Origin of the sequence: Gordonia oryzae, from assembly GCF_003797185.1 — a bacterium.
Taxonomy (GTDB): domain Bacteria; phylum Actinomycetota; class Actinomycetes; order Mycobacteriales; family Mycobacteriaceae; genus Gordonia; species Gordonia oryzae.
Map to the genome: position 1 here is coordinate 330,608 of NZ_RKMH01000002.1, position 26,103 is coordinate 356,710.

27 protein-coding genes and 1 pseudogene are annotated in these 26,103 nt (G+C 67.1%); 15 read left to right on the plus strand and 13 right to left on the minus strand.

The annotated features are described in order from the left end of the window. Positions 1–74 precede the first annotated feature (74 nt). Both EF294_RS21305 and EF294_RS03740 read left to right on the plus strand, forming a co-directional pair. Positions 75–239: a hypothetical protein gene (locus EF294_RS21305; protein ID WP_185090934.1), complete on the plus strand. Its 165-nt coding sequence runs from the start codon at positions 75–77 to the stop codon at positions 237–239. Positions 240–800: 561 nt separating this feature from the next. Further along, on the plus strand, positions 801–1,892 hold the full coding sequence (locus EF294_RS03740) for a hypothetical protein (protein WP_246007652.1): 1,092 nt from the start codon (positions 801–803) through the stop codon (positions 1,890–1,892). A 15-nt stretch (positions 1,893–1,907) separates the two neighbouring features. Here EF294_RS03740 and EF294_RS03745 read toward each other — a convergent pair. After that, positions 1,908–2,972: pseudogene (locus EF294_RS03745) on the minus strand (fatty acid desaturase family protein). A 778-nt stretch (positions 2,973–3,750) separates the two neighbouring features. Continuing rightward, positions 3,751–3,954, minus strand: a complete 204-nt coding sequence (locus EF294_RS03750; protein ID WP_006369600.1) for a cold-shock protein — start codon at positions 3,952–3,954, stop codon at positions 3,751–3,753. Positions 3,955–4,062: 108 nt separating this feature from the next. On the opposite strand from EF294_RS03750, the gene EF294_RS03755 reads away from it, so the two are divergent. Beyond that, positions 4,063–4,281 (plus strand): hypothetical protein, encoded by a 219-nt coding sequence (locus tag EF294_RS03755; RefSeq protein WP_185090935.1) that lies wholly within the window; start codon positions 4,063–4,065, stop codon positions 4,279–4,281. 80 nt (positions 4,282–4,361) lie between these two features. Further along, positions 4,362–5,312, plus strand: a complete 951-nt coding sequence (locus EF294_RS03760) for an esterase/lipase family protein (protein ID WP_123925748.1) — start codon at positions 4,362–4,364, stop codon at positions 5,310–5,312. 32 nt (positions 5,313–5,344) lie between these two features. Here EF294_RS03760 and EF294_RS03765 read toward each other — a convergent pair whose 3' ends face one another. Continuing rightward, on the minus strand, positions 5,345–5,668 hold the full coding sequence (locus EF294_RS03765) for an AzlD domain-containing protein (RefSeq protein WP_123925750.1): 324 nt from the start codon (positions 5,666–5,668) through the stop codon (positions 5,345–5,347). Next, positions 5,665–6,423: an AzlC family ABC transporter permease gene (locus tag EF294_RS03770; protein WP_123925752.1), complete on the minus strand. Its 759-nt coding sequence runs from the start codon at positions 6,421–6,423 to the stop codon at positions 5,665–5,667. Before EF294_RS03770 ends, EF294_RS03765 begins: the two co-directional genes overlap by 4 nt. A gap of 18 nt (positions 6,424–6,441) precedes the next feature. On the opposite strand from EF294_RS03770, the gene EF294_RS03775 reads away from it, so the two are divergent. After that, positions 6,442–7,059 carry a helix-turn-helix domain-containing protein gene (locus tag EF294_RS03775; RefSeq protein WP_123925754.1) on the plus strand — a complete coding sequence of 206 codons (618 nt, stop codon included), beginning with the start codon at positions 6,442–6,444 and terminating at the stop codon, positions 7,057–7,059. 3 nt (positions 7,060–7,062) lie between these two features. Here the strand turns inward: EF294_RS03775 and EF294_RS03780 are convergent, their stop codons facing one another. From EF294_RS03780 to EF294_RS03790, 3 genes are all read right to left on the minus strand, one after another. Then, the gene (locus EF294_RS03780) at positions 7,063–7,890 is read right to left on the minus strand and encodes a maleylpyruvate isomerase N-terminal domain-containing protein (RefSeq protein WP_246007653.1); all 828 of its coding nucleotides are present in this window, start codon (positions 7,888–7,890) and stop codon (positions 7,063–7,065) included. Positions 7,891–8,050: 160 nt separating this feature from the next. Further along, complete coding sequence (locus EF294_RS03785; RefSeq protein WP_123925758.1) at positions 8,051–9,589, minus strand: 4Fe-4S binding protein; 1,539 nt, start codon at positions 9,587–9,589, stop codon at positions 8,051–8,053. Positions 9,590–9,702: 113 nt separating this feature from the next. Then, on the minus strand, positions 9,703–10,704 hold the full coding sequence (locus EF294_RS03790; protein ID WP_123925760.1) for an AurF N-oxygenase family protein: 1,002 nt from the start codon (positions 10,702–10,704) through the stop codon (positions 9,703–9,705). Between the two features lie 294 nt (positions 10,705–10,998). Between EF294_RS03790 and EF294_RS03795 the strand changes: the two genes are divergently transcribed. Then, positions 10,999–12,867, plus strand: a complete 1,869-nt coding sequence (locus tag EF294_RS03795; RefSeq protein ID WP_123925762.1) for a cation:proton antiporter — start codon at positions 10,999–11,001, stop codon at positions 12,865–12,867. Positions 12,868–12,875: 8 nt separating this feature from the next. On the opposite strand, the gene rpsR is transcribed toward EF294_RS03795, so the two are convergent. The 4 genes from rpsR to rpmB are packed head-to-tail and all read right to left on the minus strand — an operon-like array spanning position 12,876 to position 13,900. After that, a complete protein-coding gene (rpsR, locus tag EF294_RS03800; protein ID WP_006369588.1) occupies positions 12,876–13,145 on the minus strand; it encodes a 30S ribosomal protein S18 in 270 nt (89 codons plus the stop codon). Positions 13,146–13,194: 49 nt separating this feature from the next. Next, positions 13,195–13,500, minus strand: coding sequence for a 30S ribosomal protein S14 (gene rpsN, locus EF294_RS03805; RefSeq protein ID WP_123925764.1), 306 nt, complete (start codon positions 13,498–13,500; stop codon positions 13,195–13,197). Then, a complete protein-coding gene (gene rpmG / locus EF294_RS03810; protein WP_014359253.1) occupies positions 13,500–13,664 on the minus strand; it encodes a 50S ribosomal protein L33 in 165 nt (54 codons plus the stop codon). Before rpmG ends, rpsN begins: the two co-directional genes overlap by 1 nt. Beyond that, on the minus strand, positions 13,664–13,900 hold the full coding sequence (gene rpmB, locus EF294_RS03815; protein WP_123925767.1) for a 50S ribosomal protein L28: 237 nt from the start codon (positions 13,898–13,900) through the stop codon (positions 13,664–13,666). The genes rpmG and rpmB overlap by 1 nt, the downstream gene beginning before the upstream one ends. An 85-nt stretch (positions 13,901–13,985) precedes the next feature. Here rpmB and mrf point away from each other — a divergent pair, with 85 nt between their 5' ends. The 8 genes from mrf (at position 13,986) to EF294_RS03855 (ending at position 23,190) form a co-directional block, all read left to right on the plus strand. After that, positions 13,986–15,335 carry a ribosome hibernation factor-recruiting GTPase MRF gene (gene mrf / locus EF294_RS03820; RefSeq protein WP_425459390.1) on the plus strand — a complete coding sequence of 450 codons (1,350 nt, stop codon included), beginning with the start codon at positions 13,986–13,988 and terminating at the stop codon, positions 15,333–15,335. After that, entirely contained in the window at positions 15,332–15,616 is a 285-nt protein-coding gene (locus EF294_RS03825; protein WP_123925771.1) for a type B 50S ribosomal protein L31, read from the plus strand. Before mrf ends, EF294_RS03825 begins: the two co-directional genes overlap by 4 nt. Before the next feature lie 86 nt (positions 15,617–15,702). After that, complete coding sequence (locus EF294_RS21310) at positions 15,703–16,260, plus strand: superantigen-like protein SSL4 (protein ID WP_185090936.1); 558 nt, start codon at positions 15,703–15,705, stop codon at positions 16,258–16,260. 313 nt (positions 16,261–16,573) lie between these two features. Then, complete coding sequence (locus EF294_RS03835) at positions 16,574–18,190, plus strand: FAD/NAD(P)-binding protein (RefSeq protein ID WP_123925947.1); 1,617 nt, start codon at positions 16,574–16,576, stop codon at positions 18,188–18,190. Between the two features lies 1 nt (position 18,191). After that, positions 18,192–18,632: a hypothetical protein gene (locus tag EF294_RS03840; RefSeq protein WP_123925775.1), complete on the plus strand. Its 441-nt coding sequence runs from the start codon at positions 18,192–18,194 to the stop codon at positions 18,630–18,632. After that, positions 18,629–20,158 (plus strand): FHA domain-containing protein, encoded by a 1,530-nt coding sequence (locus tag EF294_RS03845; protein ID WP_123925777.1) that lies wholly within the window; start codon positions 18,629–18,631, stop codon positions 20,156–20,158. Before EF294_RS03840 ends, EF294_RS03845 begins: the two co-directional genes overlap by 4 nt. A 34-nt stretch (positions 20,159–20,192) precedes the next feature. Further along, positions 20,193–22,358, plus strand: coding sequence for a cation:proton antiporter (locus EF294_RS03850; protein ID WP_123925779.1), 2,166 nt, complete (start codon positions 20,193–20,195; stop codon positions 22,356–22,358). 1 nt (position 22,359) lies between these two features. After that, entirely contained in the window at positions 22,360–23,190 is an 831-nt protein-coding gene (locus EF294_RS03855; RefSeq protein ID WP_123925781.1) for a protein kinase domain-containing protein, read from the plus strand. A gap of 48 nt (positions 23,191–23,238) precedes the next feature. Here the strand turns inward: EF294_RS03855 and EF294_RS03860 are convergent, their stop codons facing one another. Then, positions 23,239–24,984 (minus strand): serine/threonine-protein kinase, encoded by a 1,746-nt coding sequence (locus EF294_RS03860; RefSeq protein WP_246007655.1) that lies wholly within the window; start codon positions 24,982–24,984, stop codon positions 23,239–23,241. 84 nt (positions 24,985–25,068) lie between these two features. Next, a complete protein-coding gene (locus EF294_RS21880; RefSeq protein ID WP_246007656.1) occupies positions 25,069–25,497 on the minus strand; it encodes a hypothetical protein in 429 nt (142 codons plus the stop codon). Positions 25,498–25,640: 143 nt separating this feature from the next. On the opposite strand from EF294_RS21880, the gene soxR reads away from it, so the two are divergent. Beyond that, positions 25,641–26,087: a redox-sensitive transcriptional activator SoxR gene (gene soxR / locus EF294_RS03875; protein WP_123925785.1), complete on the plus strand. Its 447-nt coding sequence runs from the start codon at positions 25,641–25,643 to the stop codon at positions 26,085–26,087. The last annotated feature ends 16 nt before the right edge of the window (positions 26,088–26,103 follow it).

Here is a 26,103-nt window from a genome sequence, read left to right on the forward strand (position 1 = left end):
AAGCGGTCCGCGAGATCATCGACCTGATCACCGAACCTCTCGCCAGGCGGTGAGTGGAGTCGTAGTCTGGGGCGATGGGACGACGGAACTGGCGGGATCGGCTCAGCACCCTGATCCCGAGACGTGAGAAGCGCGGCTATCACTCGACGAGCGGCGGGTACTCACCGATCGCGCCTCGCAACGAGGACGGGGAACGCGGACCGATCATGCCCTTCAACGGCAACGGTTGGGGCCGATGATCGAGCCGAAATCACTGTCCGACAACTCATTCAGCGCTTTTCGCGGCGCGGGACGACCGTTCCGTCCGGTTCGTACTCCTGGCTGACGGGCCGGTGGATTCGCGGTACGCCATCACCCCACATCCCCAGGGCGCGGCGAGTGTGGTCGACGGAATAGGCGCGGCGAACGACGTTCTGAAGAAGCTGGTTATCACCTACTCTCACACCGCGCCCATCGGTGCCTGTACCGACTTCACCTATCCGTCGGCGCTCGGTGGAGCGATTGCGGGGACGCATACCCCCGGGCTTGGGCAATTTGACCTTTCCTCTCGTCGGTGACATCAACGCCGTCCGAAAGGGTGAGGGTCCTCTACGGCTGGCGATGTCAACCCGTGCAAGCAACGTTGTCTCGCAGGAGGGCTTCGAACTTTTCGCGTGGGGTGTGGAAGCCGAGGGTCTGTCGGGGGAGTTGCGATAGTGAGCAGCATCGACACGGAATGCGCCGGACCAGCGAAGGGTGAGCGCTGATGGCGACCCCGCCGAAACCGGCAATCTGCCGACGTCTACCGCGATAATCGGACGATGTCACGGCCCCAGAGAACGGCGGTGGTGGTCCGGAGCGCCTACGGAACCACAACCGTCGAATGGTTTCTGATTTTCCCTATCGGCACGATCCTCGTCACCCGCGCCTATCTTCAGCTCACTGGCTATCCGCAGATCGGTGGCGGCACATTACACATCGCGCATGCGCTGTGGGGTGGAGCGCTGATGATGATCGCGCTCATCATCGGGTGGTTGTTTCTCGGTGCCACCGTTCGCCTTGCCGCGGTTGCCCTCGGCGGCATCGGCTTCGGGCTGTTCCTCGACGAGGTTGGCAAATTCGTCACCAAGAACAACGACTACTTCTACGGACCGTCGGCGGAGATCATGTACATCCTCGTCGTGGTCGTGCTGCTGATCAGCAGGGTGGTCCGCGATCTCGCGAAACCGACCGTGGCCGAGGCGCTGGCGAACGCCGCGTCGATCGCCGCCGACGGGGTGAGTCATGGTTTACCGCCCCATCGACGTAGGCAGGCACAGTTGTTTCTCGCCTATGCCGCCGATCGAGGTGGCGAACCGACGCAGATCGCCACGATCCACGAGTTGCTGTCCACCAGCGCCACCAGTCCCGACCGGCTCGTGGTGTTGCGCGCCCGGGCCGTGCGGTTGATCCCTGGGTTCGTGCGCAGTCCGCGCTGGGTGACGGTGTTCGGCGCACTGTTGGTGATCACCTCGTTGTGGGCAACCGCGCTCGGGGCGTGGCAACTGTTCGTCGGACACGTCGACAGCGGCGAACTCCACCTGTACCTCGAACTCAGTCGAAACCGGCACGCCGCATGGATTCTGTTCATCAGTGGCATTGTGACGGCGCTGATCTCGATACCGGGAATGATCGCTCGCCGACGAACCGAACGGGCCTGGCCGCTCCGTCTGCTGCGACTCGCCGCGCTGATCTTCACGCTGAGCAATGCGCTGGTCGACTTTGCGCTCGAGGGATTCGGCGCACTGAGTAACCTTGCCGTCGGCCTTGTCGCACTGGCGGTGATGAATTACCACCTGTCGGCTCGGATGTCGGCCGAGGTGGTCGGCGACCCGGGGGTCGCGGCCCTTGGGGTCAGGGACGTACGAGTCTGAGAGTGTGACGGGCTCTCAGCGATACATGCGAACCAGGGGGCAGGTGAACGGATCGCGTTCGCCGAGTCCGACCTGGTTGAGGTATCGGACGACGATGGCGTAGGAGTCGATCAGCGACGTCTCGGTGTAGGTGACCGAGTGGCGTGCACAGTGCGCCTGTACCAGCGGTCGGACCTTGGCGAGGTTGGGGCGCGGCATGCTGGGGAAGAGGTGATGCTCGATCTGATAGCTCAGGCCACCCATCATGAAGTCGATGATCGGCCTGCCGCGGATGTTGCGTGACATGAGTACCTGCCGGCGCAGAAAATCGACACGTACATCCTTGGGTACCAACGGCATACCTTTGTGGTTGGGGGCGAAGGCGCCGCCGAGCAGAACGCCGAACACGGCCATCTGGAGCAGAACGAACACGAACGCCTGGGGCGTCGTCATCACCACGAAGGGCAGGACGGTCGCCAGGCCGAGCCGGACCACGATGAGCGACAGCTCCAATACTCGATGCGGCACAGGTGCTTTGGATGCGAGCCCTTGGATACTGGCCACGTGTAGCGCGGCGCCCTCGAGGGTCAACAACGGAAAGAAGAACCAGCCCTGGCGACGTGTGAGCCACGCGGCGATACCCGACCGCTGCGCCGCGACGTCGGTAACGAAGGCGATGGGGCCGTCGACGATATCGGGATCGGTCCCAATCTGGTTGGGCGCCTTGTGATGCCTATTGTGTTTGCCGCGCCACCAGTGCAGCGAGAGTCCCGCGCCCACCGCCGCCACGATGCGAGCCGTCCACTCGTTGGCCGCAGCCGAGGCGAACATCTGGCGATGGGCACCGTCGTGCCCGAGGAACCCGAACTGGGTACTGGTTACTGCGAGCAGCGCGGCGAGCACCGGTTGCCACCACGAATCGCCCAGTAGGAGAACCATCGTCCAGAGTGCGCAGAAACTCGCCGAGGTGGCGACGATGCGGACCAGGTATTAGGTGCGGCGGCGGTCGAGAAGGCCGGAGGCGCGAACCTCGGCGGCCAACTCTGTGTAAGAACTCACGAATTCGTTGCGGGGGGCCGAGATTTCTCGGGTGGGGGACACAAGTGCCTCGATCTGTGGTGCTGCGCGACGGCAGTGGAAGTGGTCGGGCTGAGGTGTTGTTGCAAGAGCGGGGGTCGGCCCACCGGCCCGATCGGCGGGGGACGTGCGTCGCGTGGCACCGACTGTGCGGAGATCTGAGCCATTGGCGTCGTGCGACGCAACCGCGAGATGGTCGTACGTTCTGGTCGCGGTGTGCGGGCCATCGGGCCCACTCTCCAGCAGGAGGCGTAATCGCAGGAGAAGACCGCTGACAGGGGAGTTGAAAAGTTCTACGCCGGCGGAGGCGGTGACGCGCGGCCGTCCGGGGGTCGGCGGGGCGGGCTATCGGCCGGATCTACGACTACTCGAATCGCGCGTGGAATCCGCGGAGCGGCGCTCTGCGGTGTCGGAGAACACGAGCTGAAAAGACATCGGATTCTGGGTCAGATCGTCTGTCTGGGAAAGGGTTTCGTTTTGATGCGAAAAGAGGTTGTGGTCCATCGGGGTCCTCGATGTCTGTGGGGTGACGCCGTGCGTCGGGGTATTCGCGAGAATTGGTCATCGTTGAGGACCTCTCGCGGGTGGCGACCCACACCGGCCGTCGGTGATGAGCGAGGCGCGTGTGGCCGCAACGCGCGGTGTGCGCGGGCTACGGGTTCGACCCTACAGCAGCAGGCGCCGAGCGGCAGGCGACAGGCCGGTGAATGGGCGCGGGCATGTGCTCGGTGGACGGAGCCCGGATACGGCTCGGCCCCGACACCGAATCGGTGCCGGGGCCGAGAGGCCGAAGCGAGAGCTCTTACAGAGCGCTCACGTTGGTGGCCTGAAGTCCTTTGGCGCCCTGCTCGACGTCGAATTCGACGCGCTGGGCTTCCTCGAGGGTGCGATATCCGTTCCCGGTGATCGCAGAGAAGTGGACGAAGACGTCCTCACCCTGCTCATCGGGGGCGATGAAGCCGAAGCCCTTTTCGCCGTTGAACCACTTGACGGTTCCCTGTGCCATCCTGCTACTTCTTCCTGTTGCTTTGGGACGTCGATGCGACGGCCCGTAACCAGGGTCTCATACTTTTCGCCGATACCTGACATCGGAGGGTCCGCGTACGCTTTCGCCATGACTGCAACCCGCGTTCCGGCGAAGTTCGAATCGATGTTCGACGACGTCGGTATCGACCCCACGTTCGAAGCCGTCGCCGACGAGTCCGGAGTGGACGTTGACGAGGCGCGCGGGGTCCTGACCGGCGCAGTCGATGACGTGGAGACGGTCCAGAAGATCGCCGACACCCTGTGCGTTGTTCCCGAGGCGCTCGCCGACCTGATCGCGGATCGATAGCCGACACGCCGACGAGCCCCTCGCCGATTGATTTCGGCGATCACCCAGTCCGTTGCCCAAGCGCTTGCTAGGTTGCTCGAATGAGATTCCGGGGGATCGTCGTCGTCATCGGTGTGCTCGCTGCCGCACTCACGCTGCTCCTCGGCTCGGGTGGCGGAATTGCCCGAGCCGATCTGCCGGTGACCTACAACTTCCTCGGCGGCATCCCGGACGAACTCGCCCACCCGGGCGGCTCCTTGGCCGGCTCGAACGATTTTGGCTGCAAGCCGTCGCCGGCGCATCCGGAGCCGGTGGTGCTCGTGCACGGCACGGGTGGCTCACAGCAAACCAACTGGGGTACCTATGTGCCGCTACTCAAGAACCAGGGGTACTGCGTCTTCGCACTGACCTACGGAGTGATCGACGGAGCGCCGTGGCCGGTCAGCGCGGTGGGCGGCATGAAGCCGATGGAGTCCAGCGCGGCGCAGCTCGCCACCTACGTCGACAAGGTCCTCGCGGCCACCGGGGCTCGCAAGGTCGACATCGTCGGCCACTCCCAGGGCACCGTGATCCCGGACTACTACGCGAAATTCCTCGGTGGAGCGAACAAGATCGACAAGTACGTCTCGCTGGCACCGCTGTGGCGGGGAACCACTGTCGGCGGCGCCGCCGTCTTGATGCCTTTGCTGCGTGGGCTCGGGTTGACCGACGCACAATTCCCGCTGTGTCAGGCTTGTGCCCAATTCGATCCGACATCACCGTTTCTGATCAAACTGCGTACCGGTGGCGTGTACCTGCCGAACATCACCTACACCAACATCAGCACGCGTTACGACGAACTCGTCATCCCGTATACCTCCGGGCAGCTTCCCGGTGGCGTGAATGTCCACAACATCGTTGTGCAACAAGGATGTTCGGTGGACTACACCGAGCATGCGGGTCTCGCCGGTTCACGTCGGGCGGCCTATTTCGTGCTCAATGCGCTTGACCCGGCCCACCCGAAACCGGTGCCCTGTGACCGGGCCGCGCCGATCACCGGAAGTGCGTTCTAGCCCTCGAACTCACATCCATAGTGCGCTCGCACTCACGCCACACCGAGCGCGCGCAGTCCCGCGGCGCTCGCGGCGGCGAGTACCACGACCACCACGATCGGCGCTTTACACAGTGCGGCAACGACTCCGACGGCCACACCGGCGGGCCGGGACCACCCGAGGACCTCGTGGCCGGAGTACAGGGCTCCGGTGAGCGCCACCGACACCAGCAGCACGATGGCAGCGCGGTCCATGAGTGCGGCGGCGCGCGCCGACACCTGGATGCGGTGACGCAACGCCGGGCCGGCGAAGCGCAGCAGGTAGGTGCCGATCGCGAGCACCGCGACGCCGACGATGATTCCGGTGGAGTGACTCATGACCTGCCCGCCTCTGGACACTCGTCCTCGGCCACGGTTGCCGACGTCCGGGAACGGTGGCGGACGGTCGTCAGCACCCCGACCAGTGCGACGAGCACGGGCAGCCCGGCCGGCACGAACGGCGTCACCGCCAGGGCCGCGGCGCCACCGATCAGTGCGGCCGTCAGCGTTGCGCGATCACGTAGAGCGGGTAGCGCCAGCGCAGCCAATAGAGCCGGGAACGCCGCGTCGAGTCCGAGTGACTCGGGTGAGGCGACGAGCGATCCGAGTGCGGCGCCCAGCGCTGCCCCGAGCGGCCAGCATACGAGAATGCCTGTGCCGCAGAGAAAGAACACCGCCCGTCCACGTCGGCGGTCGGTCTCGGCGGTGGCCAGGGCGGCGGTCTCGTCGTTGATCAGGTGTGCGCCGATGACCATCGGGATCCCGCGGTCGAGATGGCGACCGACGGCCAGGCCGTAACCGAGGTTGCGGGTGTTGACAAGCAGTCCGGCGGCGGCGCCGAGCAGCGGGGCGCCGCCTGCGGCGAGGACGGCGACGAAGACGAACTCCGACGACCCGGCCAGGACGACGGTCGCGATGATCACCAGTTGCCACCATGCGAATCCGGCGGTGTGCCCGGAGACGCCGTAGGACATGCCGATCACCATCACCGACAGACACATCACCGCGACGGCGCGGATGGTGGCGCTGTCGAGGTCGCGCCACGGCCGGCCAAGCCTCCCGGCCGAGAAGGTCGTACTGTCTGGCGAACGCATGGCCACTATGATGAACGCATGGCTCTCGTACGTCAAGGAGAACGATCGTTCGACGAAGCGAACGACCGGTCCGAGCGTGCCTCGGCATCGGTCGATCCGAAGAAACTTGTCGCCGCCGGACTCAAGCGCGAGCGCACCCGCGCCGGCCTGTCGCTCGGCGAGCTCGCGCGTCAGGCCGGGGTCAGCAAATCCACCTTGTCCCAGCTCGAATCCGGCGTCGGGAATCCGAGTGTGGAGACGATGTGGGCGCTCAGTACGGCGCTGGGAATCCAGTTCTCGGCGCTGCTCGACGCCCCGGAACGCAGGGTCGAGGTGGTGCGTGCGGGGGAAGGGCCGGTCATCGCGGCCGCCGACGCCGACTATCTGACGACGCTGCTGTCGGCGGCACCGCCCGGTTCACGTCGTGACATCTATCTGATCCGGGCCGAACCGGGTGCACCGCGACGATCGGCTCCGCACGCACGCGGCGTCGTCGAGCACGTGGTGCTCAGCGCCGGCCGGGCATTGATCGGGCCGACCGACAATCCCGTCGAGCTCGCCGCCGGCGACTACATCGGCTATCCGGGCGACATTGAGCACATCTTCAACGCGCTCGAACCGGGCACCGCGGCGGTGCTCGTCAGCGAGTCTCTGTAGAAGTCAGAACGTCATCGTGTGACTGCGTGCCGCGGCGAGTCGCCGGCTGAGCCCGAGCGCCAGCCACGGCTTGGCGCCCCAGGCGAGGGCGCGGCCGCCCAACAACGCAGACCCGAGCGAGAAGCGGCCGTGCGCGGCGAGGACGACGGTCTCGGCGTCGACGCTGATGAAGACGTCCGGGTGCGGCGGGTCGGTGGGGTCGATCTCCAGACGGCCGTCGACGAACCGATAGATAATCCGCTCGGAGGTGTGGCGGATGCGGATGTTGTAGGTCGCGTTGTGGCCGCAGCAGTGATACGAGTCGGCCCACGGGCGCAGCAACTGATGGCCACCTCGTGTGACCAATGGAGCGATTGCCGGATCGATGTCCCACTGCTCACCGACGGCACGAGCGATATCCCGACCCCGCACGGCCATCTCTCCGATGAGGATTCCCAGGGCAGTGTCCGAGCGCACGCGGTGAGTGCCGCCGATGCGCATCATCGGTACCCGTGCCCCGAAATGCGACACCGTGTCGAGGAGTTCGTCGAGGTCGGTGAGGAAGCGCTCGCTCAGGGTCCGCGTGTCCCGGGTCGGAAGGTTGGCGATCTGTTTGGCGTAAATATCGGTCAAAAAGCTTGGATGGCAGGGCCATTCGTCTTTGCCATGCACCAGGTCGAGGTAGCGGGAGGGTTCGCAGGCGACGTGGCCGACACAGTCGACCAGTGACCATCCCCGCCCGGACGTGACGCGCGCATCCTGGGTATCGACCCCACGCGCGAGTCCGGCGAAACGCTCGGCCATCGTTCGTGCCGCGTCGATGTAATCGAAACGAGAGATCGTTCCGGGCATACTCACCCCCATTCGCGCCGACGACGTTACTCGGCGTTGGGGAGATGTGCAGCAGGCGATTCAGAGGCAAAAGTCAAAGGACGCCAAATCGTGACCGTTCCCGGTATTCGGGGACATTGCGTCCACGAAAATATGAGAGTTGTCCACAAATTCGCGGGGATCAGCTGCGACCGAGCCGGGATACAATCGCTCGCCGCGAGCCTTCCGCGGGGGTGAGCACACCGTTCTCGAGGTCGTCGACGAGTGACCTGACCGTCTCCGCGGAGTCGGACTTGTTGGTGCCGATGAACCCCGAAGGTCCACGCTTGATCCATCCCGTGACGTACATGCCGGGCATCGCGTCTCCGGTCGACGAGTCGGCGATGACGCGTCCAGCGGAATGCGGCACCACACCTGCGGCATCATCGAAGGGCAGTCCCGGCACGGGACGGCCCCGGTACCCGATCGACGTCAACACCAGCCCGGCATCGAGGACCTCGCAGGTGCCGTCGGGGCGGTCGGTGACCATCCCAACGGTGCGGCCGTCGACGGCGCGGATCTCGCGTGGCGCACGATCGAACGCGAATCGGATGTGCGGAACCGTGGGAGTCGGGCGGGCGGCGATCTCGCCGAGCAGCTCGAGCTTGGCGCGAGCGGTCGGATCGGTCGCGGACGCCGGGTCGGGGACGTCCTCGGCGTCGATGGTCACCGGGATGCCGCCGTCGATGAGCCCGACGAGTTCGGGGAGGGTGAACGCCGCATGTTCGGCGCCGCGACGGCCGACCACCGTCACCCGGCGCACCGCGGACGAGCGCAACGCGGCGAGCGCACGGGCAGCGATGGAGGTACCGGCGAGATCGTCGGGATCGCGGACGAGGATGCGCGCCACATCGAGGGCGACGTTGCCGGTACCGATCACCACCGCCTCGGCAGATGACAGGTCAACGTCGAGATCGGCGAAATCGGGATGATCGTTGTACCACCCGACGAATGAGGTTGCGCTGATGACGTTGCGGGCGTCGGCGCCGGAGACCTGCAGACGGCGATCGGTGGGCGCACCGCCTGCCCAGATCACCGCGGTGTGCTGGGCCCGTAGGTCCTCGAGGGTGAGGTCGCGGCCGACCTCGGTGTTCAGCCGGATCTCCAGGCGCGGATGGCCCGCGATGTCGTCAAACAGGCGCATGACGGTGCGGGTGGACTCGTGGTCGGGGGCCACGCCAAAGCGCGCCAGCCCGAACGGCCGGTCCAGCCGCTCGTACATCGTGACGCTCACCTGGGGATACCGCAGCAGATCGTCGGCGGCGTACATCGCCGACGGCCCCGATCCGACGATGCCGACCGACACTTTCCCGGCCACCGCGAGTGCATCGGGGTGGCCGATTGGTGCGAGCGGTAATCGGCGGCCCGGATCGACCGGGAAGCGGGCTTCGGTGAGCCCGATCCGCGCGCCCGCGGCACCCGAAGCGGTGCCGGCATACATCGACGCGTTGATCTCGATGAACCGTTCCTGGCCATCGGTGAGACGATGCGACGCGGTAATCGCGCCGACCGGACACGCGGTGACGCACGCTCCGCAATCGACGCAGGTGTTGGGGTCGATGTAGAGCATCTCGGCGATACCGAAATCGGGTTCGTCGGGGGTCGGATGGATACAGTTCACCGGGCACGCGTACACACACGACGCGTCTCCGCAGCAAGCCTGGGTGACTACATGGGGCATGGGATGGGCGATCTCTTGCTTCTACGGAAGGGACCGGACGCGTGCTACGCCGGTGATCGGCGACCGAGGGATGCGGCGACCGAGTGGGTCGGGGCGAGCGACGGACGGCGCGATCAGGATGCGGTGTAGACCGGTTCGCTGCGGAACCGCGATGACCGGCCCGAGATGCCGAGCGCACGCCACAGTACGCGGGAGGCCGGATTCATCAGACCGCACTGTTCGCCGAGCATCCGGACATCACCGAAGACGTTGCGCCGTACGCGCTTGGATTCCGCTGAGCGCCAGAAGATTTCCCTCATCACCGAGTCCGGCACGTCGAATTCGTGACGGAAACTGCGCGGCGGCACCATGATCGCGCCCAGTAGCAGACGCATCGTGATCGGTAGCGCCAGTGACAGCACGAAGCGCTGGAGACGGTTCTTCTTCGGGATCGTCTCGCGCAGGTGGTGATGGGCGAAGGAGATGTGACGCGCCTCCTCGGCGACGTGCAGCTGCATTACGGCGGCCATCGCCGGGTGCAGGGTGTCGGTGGTACGCAGGAAGTCTTTCTGCAGGTGATCGATCGGCTCCTCGCCGCCGAGAACGCCGAAGAAGAAGACCGTCGGGAAGATCGTCGACACGAGGGGAACGAACATCGAGATTCGGCGGTAGAACCTATTGGCTCCGGGAACATCCATCCCGATACGGTTCACCAGCTCCTGGAACATCAGGGTGTGGTTGCACTCTTCCTTGGATTCGTGCGTGGTGTAGCGAAACCGCTTGTCGCGGTTGTTGAGTGCGAAGCTGTACTGCATCAGTCCGCGGATCAGGATGGACTCGAACTGCAGGCCGACCTTGGCCACGTTGGCCTGGCGCCACATGCCGATCGCGATCTGCTTGTCCTGCGGCAGTGCCTGATACCAGGGGTGGCGCCCGATCGGGTCGACGTCGTAGGACAGGATCCAGCGCGGGTCGTCGGGGACGACCGCCATCTCGGGGGCGTCCCAGTCGATGTCGATGTACGGGTCGAAGTTGCGGTGCACCGACGCGGCCGATAGGTCTTCGAGGACCTGGTTGTAGTCGTTGTCCGTGTCGGACTTGTCGTGTTCGGGCACGTACTTGAGAGCCTGGGTCATCGTCGGTCTCCTCCGAGATCGGTAGGGCGTCGTACGCCGGTGGCGGCGGGCGTCACGAGACAACAATCGTTGTCATAGACGGTAAGTGCGCCGACCCGCTTGTGTCAACAGCCAATGTCACAGTCAGTGGTGTGCCACGTGTCCTCATGTTTGCCGGATGCCCGTACGGGTATTGCGCCGTTCGCCCCTGACGCAGTTCGACCCCGACGCCGGTCGACGTCTCGCCCCCGTTTGAGCCCGCCGCCGGTCGACCCCGCCTGGCTCGATCGCCGGCGTGCGGAGACGATGTGGGGCATGGAGAAGATCCTGATCGTCGTCGGAGCGATTCTGCTCATCGTGGCCGTCACCGAGATCGCTCCGCGTATTCGTGTGCCCGCGGCGCTGGCGCTGGTGGTGATCGGTGCTGCCATCGGCATCATGCCGATCGTTCCGGCGCTGCACCTGGACCCGGAGTGGATTCTCGTCGGCGTGCTCCCACCGTTGCTCTACGCGGCGGCCGTGCAGATGCCGGCGATGGAGTTCCGTCGCGACTTCGGGACGATCAGCGCGCTGTCGGTGCTGCTCGTGCTGGTCAGTGCGCTGGCCCTGGGTTTCTTCTTCTGGGCGGTGGTTCCCGGGATCGGATTGGCCACCGGGGTGGCGCTCGGGGCCATCGTCAGCCCCACCGACGCGGTGGCCACCTCGATCGCCAAGAAACTCGGCGTGCCGTCGCGGGTGACCGCGGTGCTCGAGGGCGAGAGCATGCTCAACGACGCCACCTCGCTGGTGCTGTTGCGGGCAGCGATCGCGGCCACGGCCGCGACCATCTCCTTCTGGGGAGTGCTGGTCAACTTCGTCTACGCGGTGGTGCCGGCCGTAGCGATCGGCGCGGTCGTCGGGATGCTCAATCTGCGTGTGCGGGCCCGCGTCCACGACCCGGCGGTCAACACGGCGATCTCGTTCACGGTGCCGTTCCTGGCCTATCTGCCCACCGAGGAACTGGGTGCGTCGGGGTTGGTCGCGGCCGTCACGGCCGGGCTGATCACCGGCGCGGGGGCCACCCGATTCCTCACCCCGCGCCACCGCATCTCCGACACCCAGAATTGGCGGATGGTCGCGATGCTCGCCGAGGGTGGCGTCTTCTTCCTCATGGGCCTGGAGTTGTTCGGCCTCATGGGAGACGTCGTCAACGAGCACAACGGGGTGCAGCACGCGGTGTGGCTCGGTCTGGCCGCTCTCGGGGTGGCGCTGGCGATCCGGGCCGTCTACATCGTGCCGCTGGTGTGGTGGGTCGATCGCCGACGCCAACGCGGCGAGGCGATGCGGCCGATCCTGGAGAACTACACCGCCACCGCCACCGCAGGGGCGTCGAAACACGACGACGCCCGGGTCCGCCGCCGCTTCACGCGGTGGCGGCGCCGGTTCCACCTCCGGCGCCATCCCGACCCGCACAACACGTCTCCGACGACGATGTCGCCGGAGACCGCGGGTCGGATCAACGCGCGGATCACCAGGGCGCTGGCCGACATCGACTACTACGACGACGCGCCTTTGGGGCGCAAGGAGGGCGTCATCATGGTGTGGGCAGGGCTGCGCGGCGTCGTCACCGTCGCCGCCGCCCAGACCCTGCCCGACGACACCCACTCCCGCTCACTGCTGGTGCTGACCGCGTTCGTGGTGGCGGCCGCGTCATTGCTCCTCCAAGGTGGGACGCTGTCGTGGCTAATCCGCAGACTGCGACTGCCCGACACCGTCGAGGACAAACGCGCCGAACGCCTGCGACTGCGCGCCGACATGGACGCCACCATGCAGGCCGCGATGGCGCACTCCGAGGTGGTCCGTGAGATCCCTTGGCTGCGTGCGCGTATCGAGCAGGCCACTCGTGAGGCCGAAGACGTCGGTGCGGAAGATGCCGGCGACGAAGATGTGAGCGACGGAGACAGAAGCGAGGGGGACAGAAGCGAGGGGGCCAACCCCGGGTCGGTCATCGGAACGGGCGCCACCTATGGCCTGAACCTCGCCGAGCGCGCACAGATGCGGGCGGTGCGCCGGGAGATCATCGCGGTCCAGCGTGCACGCCTGTTGAGTCTGCGCCGCGAGGGCAGCTACTCGTCGGAGGCGTTGTCGCGAGTCCTCACTCAGCTCGACGCCGAGGAGATCAGCCTCGAGCTCCAGGGCGGCTGAACCCGGCGTCAGCGTCGGGAGTCGAACGGCAACAACGCCATTTCTCGCGCATTGCGGATCGCGGTGGCGACCTGACGCTGCTGCTGTGGGGTCAGGCCGGTGACCCGACGCGGGCGGATCTTGCCGCGATCAGAGATGAACTGCCGGAGTGTTTCGATGTCCTTGTAGTCCACCGGATCCCGACCGGTCGGGTGTATGCCCATGGCGGTCAGCTTGTTTCGTGCTCGTTGCGGGGTTTCGTCGCGGCGCTTGCCGCGCTTGGTGTTCGACGGGGGCATGGATGTCCTCCTGAAGGGGTGGATGGATGTAGAAGGTGTCGGTGCGAGGTCACCAGCTGGATTTTGCGATCCCGGGCAGCTCGCCGCGATGTGTCAACTCGCGGAAGCGGACTCGGGAAAGGCCGGCCTTGCCGATGTATCCCCGGGGGCGGCCATCGACGGCGTCGCGGTTACGGATGCGCACCGGGCTGGCGTCGCGGGGCAGTGCCTGCAGGCGGCGACGGGCGTCGTCGCGCGCCTGCGGGCTCGCGGTCGGATCGGCGATGACACCCTTGAGGTGCACACGCCGCTCGGCGTAGCGGGCGACGATCTCCTTGCGCTTCTCGTTTTTGATGATCTTCGACTTCTTGGCCATCAGCGGTCCTCCTTGAAGTCGACGTGCCGACGGGCGATCGGGTCGTATTTCTTCAGGACCATGCGATCGGGATCGTTGCGGCGGTTCTTGCGGGTCACGTAGGTGTAGCCGGTGCCGGCCGTCGAGCGGAGTTTGACGATCGGGCGGATTTCGTTGCGGGCCATCAGATTTTCTCTCCGCGAGCGCGGATCTCGGCAACGACGGCCTCGATGCCGCGCCGATCGACGGTCTTGATGCCGCGGGCACTGACCCGCAGCGTGACGTGGCGGTCCTCGCTGGGTAGATAGAACCGGCGTCGTTGGATGTTGGGATTCCAGCGGCGGTTGGTCCGCTTGTGTGAGTGCGACACCGACTTACCAAAACCGGGTGTTGCGCCGGTGACCTGGCAACGCGCAGACATGCATACCTCCTTATTGAAAACGATTGGCGTTAGAACCCGTAGAAGGCTACCGTGAGAGCCCTGTAAATGAAAATTGTTACCAACAATGGAAGGGGTGATCGAGATCGACCCGCACTCGCACGGGACCGGTGGCCCGACGCGCCGCCGGACGCCGGTCACACTCGTCACCGGACTCGATTCCGCCGCGGTCGGGCGCGCAACCCACGCACTCGTGATGGCCGGCACGGTGCTGGTGCACCACGATCTCGGTGCCATCGCGTCGGGCCGGGTGATCCGCACCGTCACCTCGGTCAGCCCCGACGGCTGCGCCGTCGAGCAGATCACCGAAGTCGTTCTCGAGCACGGCTGCGTCTCCTGCACGCTGCGTGAGGACCTGCTGCCGCTGCTGCGTCGGCTGCATCAACGTGATTCGGTCGAAGAGATCGTGCTGCGTCTCGACCCACTCGTCGAGCCGGAAGCCTTGAGCTGGGCCATCGACAACGTCATCGTCGCCGACATGCCGGGTTTCGTCGACGGTCCGGCCGGGCGGGACGTGCAGATCACCGCGACGATCTCCTGCGTCTCGGAGATGGGCTGGCTTGAGGACGCCACCGGTGACGTCACCCTGGCCGAGGCGGGGATGGGTGTCGACGACGACGATCGCACCCTGGCCCAACTCGCGGTGGGACAGGTCGCCTTCGCCGACGCCCTGATCATCGCGGCCGCCGACCCGGTCATGCGTGACGCATGGCAATCGGCCCGGCTGATGGCGGTGCTGCGTCGGGTTGCACCGCGCGCACCGATCCTCATGGAACTGCCGCAGCGCCGGTTGACCGCGGTCACCGTCATGCAACTGCTGCGCGCGATCCCCGACGATGCGCGTCGCGGCCGGATCGACGGCCCGCACGATCCGCTGCTGCGCCACCAACCGCCGCTGGTGGACGAATGTGGGGTCGGCATCGTCGAATTCAACGCCGATCGTCCGTTCCATCCCGAGCGGCTACACGAGGCGCTCGACGCCCTCCTCGACGGCGTCGTGTGTGCACGCGGCCGACTGTGGCTGGCGACCCGCCCCGACCAGGCGTTCTGGTTGGAGTCGGCGGGGGAGGCGCTGAAGGTGGCCGAGGGTGGCCGGTGGCTGGCCGCGATGGACGCCGACGAACAGGACGAGCAGGACCCGGAACGACGGGCGATGGCCGCCCTTCGCTGGCATCCCGGGCACGGCGACCGGCACAGCGCACTCGTCGTGATCACCCATCGCGCCGACCCCGACCACATTCGGCACGCGCTCAACGGCGCCTGCCTGGACGACCACGAGATGGCCGCCGGGCCCCGGGCGTGGGCGCACTTCCCCGACCCCTTCGGCACCGAACACACCGATCCGTGCGACGACCTGACCCTCGGTGACCCCGCACTCGCCGACCACACCGACATCCCTCGAGAGGACCACCCATGAAACCCGGCATTCACCCCGACTACCACCCGGTCGTCTTCCGCGACGCCGCCACCGGCGCCGCGTTCCTCACCCGCTCGACAATGACGGCGGAGACCACCGTGGAGTGGTCCGACGGCAACAGCTATCCGCTGGTGGTCGTCGACGTGACCAGCGACTCGCACCCCTTCTGGACCGGGGCGAACCGTCTGGTCGACACCCAGGGTCGTGTGGAGCGTTTCCGCCGCCGGTACGGCGATCGGGCTAATCGGACGAAAGGTATGCCCGCTCCCGCGCCCGAATAGGTTCTCACCAGCGGCGACGGCGTCGTCCCCTGTTCGATTGGTTAACTCCGCTGCCACCGGCGGTCACGGGTTAGAGTGGCTGCGTCATGCAGTCGAACCCACCGGAGGACACCATGCTCCCGCGACCGGCCCGAACGTTGCGAGGCCACGCCGTCGGGGTCCTGCTGGTGACGGCGGCGTTGCTGGTGGTGGTCCTCGCGACGGGCACGCCGGCGTCCGCCGAACCCCCGGGCGGTGCGCCGTCGGCGCCGGTGGTCGACGATCCCGCCAGCGTGACCCCGTCGCCCTCCGACACGCCCTCCGACACGCCCTCGGAGACCACCGTGCCGACCACCTCTGAGCCGCCCGTGTCCGCGACACCGCCGTCCGAGCTGTCGTCGACACCGCCGTCCACCCCGAGCCGGACACCATCGACGATTTTCGTGCCGACCACGGAGCGAGAAGTCCCGCAGCAGCGTATTCCGCTGCCGCGTCGCACCGCATCGCCGGCGCCGTCGGTGATCACCCAGGACGTCATCCCGGTGGCGCAGAAGAAGTCGACGACCTCGCGGACCGGCCTTATCGCGGTCTCGGTGGTCTCGATCGTCGGTGCCGCCGCGATCCTGGCCTATCTGTTGGTCGGCCGAACGCGGAGCCGGCGATGACACCGCGGAGTCGACGATGACCGTGCAGGGCCCCGGCTACCGGCCCGGGCCGGGAGGGCCGCCTCATCAGCCCGGCGTGCGTCCGCCGGCGCCGCCGGCGAACCCGACCCGCCACGTTCCGGCGCCAGGTGCGCCCGGCCCGGTGGGGCCGTCGCCGGGTGTCGCACCGCGCCCCGGGCCTCCGGGCCACCATCCGGGCGCGCCGCAGCCCGGCCCGTACCAGCCCGGCCCGTACCTGCCCGGCCCGGCAAGTCCCGCGTATCCCGGTCCGCCGCAACCCCGCCGACCGCAACCTGCACCGCCCGCCCGGCTGGTGCCGGGTCCGCAATCGCGGGGTTTCGGCGATGCTGAACGCCGAACACGCTCGGGCCGAGGCGATCTCACGCCGGAGCTGATCGAGACCGACGTATGGACCGACGTCATGGTCGAGCAGGCCGGTATCCCGGTCGTCGACGTGCCGTTCGTGACCGTGGGGTCGGGGATAGGTTCGTTCGTCACCGTCGACTACTTGCGGATCTGCGGTGTGCCACTCGACCGGATCGTCGTGCTCGGCCCGCAGGATGTGCCGTGGCATTCCTACGAATACCTGACGCGGGTTTCGCAGATCCCGCGTGGGGAGCGGCTGCGATCGGACTCGGCGTCCACGCCGGACAACATCTGGGGCTTCCCGTCCTACGCGGTCCGGGAGGCGTGGGCGACCAGGTCGATCAAGCCGCTCTGGAATGTCGCCGTGGAACCGATCTTCGCCAACTACTACACGCCCAAGGCGGGCCACGCCTTTGAGTCGATGGAGAAGGAATGCCATCGCATCGGGTATCTGCAGTGCCTGCGGCAGGGCCAGGTGCGGATGATCCGACGCCGAGCCGGCGGCGGGTACTTCACGATCCTCACGCCGCCGAGCGGGCCCGAGGCGGGTGTGGGGGCGCCGACGAAGCGAATCGCGTTTCGTAGCCAGTGGGTGCACGTGGCGATCGGCTATCCCGGCATCAAATTGCTGCCCGACCTGCAGGCGTTCCGGGAGACCTATCGGGATGCGAGCAAGGTGGTCAATGCGTATGAGCCGCACGAGCATATCTATCAGGCGTTGCAGCGGCGGCCGGGGACGGTGATGATCCGTGGCGCGGGGATCGTCGCCTCGCGGGTGTTGCAGCGGCTGATCGACGACCGCGACGCACTCGGTCTGCAGACGCAGATCGTGCATCTGTTTCGCACCTATGTCGACAAGTCGCACGGCCCCCATATCTTCATGCGACGAAGGGGAAAAGACGGCTGGGCCTATCAGGGCTTCAACTATCCGAAGTCGGTGTGGGGTGGCCAGCTCAAGGCACGGATGCGCACACTCGAGGGTCACGAACGCGCTGAGGCGTACAAACAGATGGGCGGCACCAACACGCCGGTACGCGACTCCTGGCAGGAACAGCTCAAGCGCGGCCGTCGCGAGGGCTGGTACCGGGTGGCGGTCGGCAAGGCGGAGTCGCTGGTACCCGCCGCTGGTGGACAAGGCGTGGTGGCGACAGTTCGCGTCGACCCGCACGCCTCGATCACGCAGGAGTCCCGACCCGACGGAACCTTCGAGCTGTACGCCGACTACGTGATCGATTGCACGGGACTCGAAGCCGATGTGCGCGAACATCGGTTGCTCGCTGACCTGCTTGATCACACTGGCGCGGGTATTAATCCGGTCGGCCGGATGGACGTGGACCGCAACTTCGAGCTGATCGGTACCCGCAACGGCAACGGCCGGATTTATGCGTCCGGGTCGGCTACTCTCGGTGGCTATTTCCCCGGCGTCGACACCTTTCTCGGTTTGCAGATCGCGGCGTTGGAGATCGTCGACGACCTGGCCAAGCAGGGCTTCTGCTCACGGTTGTCGCCCTGGCGCTCGACGGCACAGTGGTGGCGCTGGGCGCGCGGGAAGGGCGTGGACTGAGATGTTGCCGACCCTGTGGGGAAGAATTCAGACGCGAATCCTGGTGCTGGGCATCGTCGGTGGGATCTGGACGCTGATCATCGGTCCGTTCCTGCCCGACGGCGCCGGGCTCGGCGCGACCTATGCGGTGGCGTTCGGTGTGCTCGCGGTGGTCATCGTACTCGGCGTCGCGTGGGAGTTCCTGTATCACCTTCTGCAGCAATTCCGTTGGGAGAAGGACTGGCCGACGTTGTTCGGGTTGCTCACCGGGATCAACGAGGGTGTCGTCGTGTGGTTCGTCGTGCAGTACGTGCCGATCGTCCCGGGCGGTCTCGGCCCGCCCCCGGCTGGTGCCTATGCGCTGCAGTTCGTGACGACCTGGCTGGTCGTGTGGGTGGTCCTCAACGGACCGTTGCGGGTGATCTTCCCGCACTGGAGGTTTCAGGGAGGGCGGTTCGTGTGAGCGTTCCTGTGCCGAACCTGGGCGTGACGCCGCTGGTGACGTTGGTGCCCGGCTCAGGGATCGTCATCCGCAAGCCCGCGTTCCTGTGTGTGCTCGGGGACAATACTCGTGCACTGCTGTCCGACATCCTCGCCATCGAGGACGCGGTGGCCACCGCCGACCGGATGCCGCGCCGCGGCCGGCACCTGGTGCGCGCGGTGGCGCAACTCGCGGCGACCGCCGATCTCGATCAGGTCGCCGACATCGGCTTTGCCGCCCCCGACAGTGTGGGGATCGCGATCTATCTGAGCGGCAATGCCTTCGGTGAAGCCGACGGTCGTCGCCTGCGCGTCGACGGGTCCCAGCCGTTCGACCGGGCGATCCCCTGGCCGTATGAGGGGCTCGGGCTCTACCTTGCCGATGCTGTTCCCGCCGAGCCCGGTGAGGAAACCTACGATCTCGTCGAGGGTTTCGTCCCGGCCGCCGGTGCCCTGCTGCACACCCCACTGGGTATGCGCGGCACGGAGGTCTTCGATCTGGGCTCGGTGGCCCCCGAGCCGCGCTCCGCGACACCCCTGCCCCCAGAACCCCAGTCCTGCGCGCCGGAACCCGAAGCACCACAACCGGGTCCCGCCCACACCGGCTCCGCGTATCCCGATCAGCCCGATCAGCCCGATCAGCCCGATCCGGCCCGGCCCGGGGCCGCGCACCCGGTGTCGATCGCCAAGACCCCGGAGCCGCCACGGGAGTTCCAGTCGTCCGCGCTCGCCCCGGACGACGCCGATGAGCCGCCACGTCCCGGTCTCGCCCGCGCCGATCGACCCGCGCCCGCGGCCCCGCAACGTGCATCGGCGCAGCGTGAGCCGGAGCAACAGCGTGAGCCGGAGCAACAGCGTGATCCCGCATCGCGTGACCGGTTGCCGCGCCGCGACCCGTCGCCACCACCGTTGCCGAATCACGATTTCCGGCTCGACTCCCTGCAGGACGCCGTGCCCGAACAACGCGAACCGTTGCCGGTGCAGAAAAAGCAGAAACCCGCCACCGAAGTCGTCAAGCTCGTCGAGTCACGCGCTCACGTCCACGGGATCCGATGCAGCCGGGGTCATCTGAATCATCCACGATCCTGGCTGTGCGGGGTCTGCGGGATTCGCATGGATCAGCTGACGGGCATTCTCGTTGAAGGGGAGCGCCCGCCACTGGGGTGGCTGCTGCTCGACAACGGCTCCACCTACCTGCTCGACGAAGACCTGGTGATCGGACGTGAGCCGGGAGCGCCGACACGTCCGGGCCGAGGCGCGCCGAAACCCATTCGGGTGCAGGACGAGTCGGGTCAGCTCTCCCGCAGGCACATCGAAATCCGGTTGGTCGAGTGGGATGTGCACCTGATCGACCTCGGCTCGGCCAACGGCACCTTCGTCAGTGACCCCGCGATGGGCAACCGGGAGATCCGGCTGACGCCTCGGCAACCCCACCTGCTGACGCCCGGATCGCACGTGCGCATCGGGGGACGGCACTTCATCTTCGAGTCCCCCCACGCCCGGGCCTGATCCGGGGAGCCAGAACGGTGACGGGATCGGACTGATGGATGCACACTCGGTAGCCTTCCTACTGATCGACGTGGCGGTGGTGATCGCTGCCGCGCGGATCGCCGGTCGTATCGCGCAGGCCTTCCGGCAGCCTGCGGTCGTCGGTGAGATCGCGGCTGGAATCGCGTTGGGCCCCAGCCTGCTCGGGCTGTTTCCGGGAAACCCGACCGAGGCGTTGTTCCCCACCGAGGTGCGACCGCTGCTCGGCGCGCTCGCCCAGATCGGGCTCGTGCTGTTCATGTTCATCGTCGGACTCGAACTCGACATGCGCTTGGTTGCCGGACGGGAACGGGCGGCCGCAACCATCTCGGTGTGCTCGATCGTGGTGCCGTTCGCGCTCGGTGTCGGTCTCGCGGTGGCGCTCTACCCGACCAACAAGGTGGTGGGCGGCAAGGAGATCGGCCTGACCGGGATGGCCTTGTTCCTGGGCATCGCGATGTCGATCACGGCGTTTCCCGTGCTGGCCCGCATTCTCACCGATCGAGGCATGCAGCGCACCCCGCCGGGTGTGTTCAGTCTGGCTGCCGCCGCCGTCGACGACATCATCGCCTGGACCGCATTGGCTTTCGTCATCGCCGTCATCGCTGGCGGCAGTCCGCTCGCGGTCGCGCGCATCGTCGGTCTGACAGCGGTCTACGTGGCCGTGATGTTTCTGATCGTGCGGCCGCTGTTGCGTGCGCTCGTCACCTGGCGTGAGGGGACCGGCCGCATGACACCCGACATCCTCGCCGTCATCCTGATCGGGTTGTTCTGCTCGGCCGCCGCGACCGACGTCATCGGCATCCACCAGATCTTCGGTGCCTTCGTGTTTGGCGCGATCATGCCCAAGGCGGGCGGCGAAGCGCTCACCCGCGAGATCCTCGAACGACTCGAGCAGGTCAGCGTTTTGCTGTTGCTCCCGATGTTCTTCGTGGTCACCGGACTCGGTGTGAATCTCGCGGGGATGGGTCCGCACGCCTGGTGGCAGCTACTCGCGGTCCTCGCGGTCGCGATCGTCGGCAAGTTCGCCGGGGCCTTCACCGGCGCGAGACTCTCGCGGATACCGTCGCGGCAGGCGTCGGCGATCGCGGTGCTGATGAACACCCGTGGACTCACCGAACTGGTGATCCTCAGCGCCGGAAAGCAACTCGGGGTCCTCTCCGACGAACTGTTCGCGATGATGGTGGTCATGGCCCTGGTCACCACGATCCTCGCCGAGCCGTTGCTGCGGGTGATCTATCCGGATTCGGTCATCGCCCGCGACATCGCCGCCGCCGAGCGGCGGGCACTGGCCGCGGGTACGGCGTCGCGCACCATGATCGTCCTGGGGGACCTCGATGCCGAGGTCACCGAACTCCTCACCCGGCACCACCGGCTACTCGCCGCCGGAGCGGGTACCGACGTGGTGATTGCCGGCGTGTTGCCCGCCGTCGGGCCCGCACAGCGTCTGGAACTCGGTGTGCCGTTGGTACCCGACCTCTCGGCGATGGCGTCGGCGGTGGAGAAGCTGACCGCGCTGGGCAACCGGCTGGAGGGCGTGTGTTCGGTATCTGTGTTGTGCCGCTTCAGTTCCGATCCCGGCGCGGATCTGGAGGAGATGGCCGCCAACTGCGCCGCCGACGTCGTCGTCATCGACACGAGCCGGCGCGAGATGGCCGCCGAGGTGACGAGTGCACCGGTGCTCGTCGTCGACGAGTCACCGGCCGCCGGCGCACTGCCGGGGACCGTGCCGCTGGTGTGCCCGGCCACCGACAGCAGATCTGGGCGCACCGCGGTGCTCTTGGCCGCTGCGTTGTCCCAACCGGCCGGCGGCGCGTTGACGGTGATCACCGCCTCGTCCCGTCGGCGCGTGGCCGCCGACCTTGCGCCGGTCGGCGACCTCGGGGTGCGCGTGACGGTGACCGGTGACGCCGACCTGCTGGTGATCCCCGGCACGCTCGTTCTCCTCGCCGACGACGCCACGACACCGGGCGCCGGACCCCCCACCCGCACGGTGGCCCCGGCGTATACCGTGATCGATCGCACCGGCACGAGCGAGCAGTCGCTCGCCGAGCGCATCGGGATTCGGTTCGCCGGACGTGGCCCGGGAGCGGCCGTGGCCGCATCACCAGACCTGCAATCAGCACAATCCTCGTCCTCGCAATCGCCGCCACCATCCACCGCATTACCGGAGAGGCACTGACATGGCAGAAGTCGATGTCCCAGAACAGCTCGCGGATTTCACTGTGCTGCGCCGACTCGGTGAGGGCGGTAACGGCACTTTCTATCTCGCGGTGCCGCCGCAACGACTCGGGCTCGCCACCGACCGCGTAGTGCTCAAGGTGTTCAGCGGTGTGTGCAGCGACGACGCCTACCGGCGCGGGGTGCGCGAGCTACGCGCTTTCGCCGCGGTGCGCTCGCCCTATCTCTCGTCTCTCTACGACGCGGTGCTGCAGGGCCAGTTCATGTATGCAATGGAGTTCTTCCCGCTCGGTTCGCTGCAGGCGCCCGCGGAGGCACTGACCCGGGAGGTGGCGCTCGCCGCGCTCGCCGACGCCGCCCGTGGCGTCGACGCGTTGCACGAGGCGGGGATCGCACACGCCAACATCACCCCGTCGAGTGTGATGCTCACCGGGGGCGAGGGGCCGAAGGTACACGGCGGCAAGATCTCCGACCTCGGTCTGGCCCGGGTGCTCGCCGCCGACGAGCCGATTACCAGCTTCGCCCAGCCCGGCGCCGTGCAATACATGGATCCCGCGCTGCTCGCCGGTGATGTACCGTCGCGGGCCACCGACATCTGGTCGCTCGGCGCAGTGCTGCATCGCGCGCTGACCGGCAAGGGCGTCTACGGTGAGGTCCCCGACGCCCAGCCATTGCTGGCGATCCGCGCGGCCCTGTCGACCCCGCCCGCGCTGTCGGAGAACCTCGAACGCGCCGAACGTGCGCTGATCGCCAATTGCCTTGCGCTGTCCGGGGAGCGGCCGGCGACCGCGGGTGAGGTGGCCGAACGGATCGACCGGCTCGCGCACGCCTGACCGGCGGCGTCAGGCGATGCCATTCGGACTGGCCGAGGGCCGGGCGCCCTATGAGCCGAAAGGTGCGTTGCGCCACCACTCGTCGAGTACCTGCTCACCGGTGTGCCCGGCCCAGGTGGCCACCACCGTGTAGGGTTCGCGGGCGGAATCGTTGAAATTGGTGATCACCCACCCGTTGGCAACGGTGGTGCGCGACACCCGAACCGGGCCCTGCGCCCACGTCCGGGGCGTGCCCGGCTGGGAACCGACAAGATCGTCGACGGTGGCGCGGTCGTCTGCGGTCGGAGTGTGCCACACCGTGTACTGCACCCCCGAGGACGCGGTGCAGCTGATCGCGTCGAGTCCGTTGCCGGTGGCCGCCGAGCACGTCGCGTCGCCGAAGCCTTGTGCCCTGGGTCCGGCCGGCAGCAACTGCGGGAACTGTTCGGCGATCGATCTGCTTGCCGCCGACCATGTTCCGGTATCGGGACGATCGAGGAAGGCCAGTGCGCCGGCGATCACGCCGATCAGCGCGAGTACCGTCGCCAGCGATACCAGGATCGTCGTCTTGCGACGTTCGTCGCGTCCGGTGGGTGGCGGCGCGACCGGCCGTCGGCCTCGGGTCTGGACCACCTGGGTTGCGCTGTCCGGGTTTCCGGCGGGGGAGAACACCCGGCCCGACATTCCACCGGTCCGGGGGTCGGAGCGCCTCGCATCGGAGAAACGCGGATCGGAGAAGCGTGGATCGGAGGACACCGACGTCGGCGCCCGCCGAGCACCGGTGTGGGCGCCGGGATTCGACGTCTGCCCGGTGATCAGGGCGGTGTGCATTCCCGACGGCAGCGGTGAGTTCGGTGACGGCGCCACCCCGACGGCGGTGGCGGCGGCATAGCAGAACTCCGCGCACGTGCGGTATCGCTGGTCGGGTTCCTTGGCCAGTGCGATCGAGAGGACCGTATCGAGTTCCGGCGGCAGCGTCGGTATCCGGTCTCGGACCGATGGCGGCGTGTCGTGTAGGTGTGCGCTCATCGCGGCGAGTCGATTGTCACGGGGGAACGGTGGTGCGCCGGTGAGTAATTCGACAAAGGTGCAGGCGAGCGCGTAGATGTCGGCGCGCCCGTCGAGATCGTAGCCGTGCAACTGCTCGGGGGAGGCGTAGGGCACCGAGGCGACAGTCAGCCCGGTGTCGGTGAGGTGCATGGCGTCGTCGACGGCGCGAGCGATACCGAAGTCGGTCAACATGATCGCGCCGGTGGTGCCGTCGTCGTCGGACTCGATCAGGATGTTGGCCGGTTTGACGTCACGATGCACCATTGCGCGCCGGTGCGCGTGATCGAGGGCGATCCCGATCTCGGAGATGATGTGCACGGCGAAGGCCGGGTCGATGCCCGTCGGGCGGCTACGGATCAGCGATGCGGCGTCGAAGCCGCGGACGTATCGCATCGCGATCCACAGCTGGCCGTTCTCGACGCCACGGTCGTAGACCGAGACGATGTTGCGGTGCTCGAGACTGCCGGCGAGGTCGGCTTCGCGTTCGAAGCGGGCACGAAAGCTCGGATCATTGGAGACCGACGGATTGAGCAACTTGATGACGTCGCGACGTGGCAGCCGCGGATGTGCCGCCACGTACACGGTGCCCATTCCGCCGTGACCCAGAACCCGATCGATGCGGTAGCCGGCGAAGACGGTTCCTGGGCTGAGTTGGCCGTAGGGTGCCGGTGCCTGCGGATGCGTGGGGGCAGACTCGGGCGGCGCGTGCAGTTCCGGCGGCGTGGTGGGGTCCTGCCCCTCCGGCACAACCTCACCCTGCGTCACGTTCTCGCTCCCGGTTGCGCTCCTGGCCCTCTGCGGTACGAGTGTAGCCGGTGCATCTGCGCCGATCCGCCGGTTGTGGGCCGATCAGCCGACCCGCGCGCGAGCCGCTCTGAACAGGACGACCACCAAGCCGGTGAGCAGAAACCACGCCGCACCCTGCCACACCTGCCGGCGCCCACCCGCGCGCCAGACGGTGTAGGTCCGCCGCAGCCCGCCGAGTGCGCCAACGCCGACGACGATCGAGGCGGCGACCACGAGTGCGGTGCGCAGTCCGTCCGAGGACGCCAACGCGACGATCAGTATCGCCGGACCGAGACGATGACCACGATCCCCGTAGGTGACGGCGGAACGCAGAGTCGACGGCGCCTCCGGTCCCGGGGGGAGGACCGGACGGGCGAGAATCCGGTGGCGCGCAAGGAGCTGCCGGAAGAACCGGGCAAGGCCGTGTTGTCGGCGGCCGAGAGCCACCACGTCGGTCTCGTCGTCGGTAGCCGGGGGCCGGGCCGGCGTCACGGGTCTGCTCCTCGGTTCGACCAGCCAGAAGACCTTTCACCAGGCGAATCTCACCGGTGGTGATCGTCGTCCGCGGATGAACCGAGCACTCTCCGGCACGGTTGCGGTGGTGATCGCCGCTCGGTGGGGCATCATCGGGTGCCATGGGCCTGAAGAAGATCGAGCTCTCCGTCGGGGAACTAGCCCTGCGAGCCGGGATCGCGACGTCTGCGGTGCGCTACTACGAGGAGCAAGGTCTCATCTTCTCCCGCCGCACCGCGGGCAACCAGCGCCGCTATCACCGCGCGATGCTGCGCCGGGTGGCCTTCATCAAAGCATCCCAGACCGCCGGAATCCCTCTCGCAGTGATCGCCGAGGTACTCGGAGAACTCGGTGACTCCGAATCACCGTCGACGGCCATGTGGGAAGCGGCGTCGAAACGCTGGATCGATGACCTCGATCACCGCATCGCGCTGCTGGAGAAGATGCGCGACATGATCGGTTCCTGCGTCGGATGCGGCTGCCTGTCGTTGAGTGCGTGTCATCTGCTCAATCCCGGCGACGAACTCCACCGGCAGGGGTCCGGGCCGCGTCGGTTGCTCGCGGAATGAGACCACTCCCCGGCAG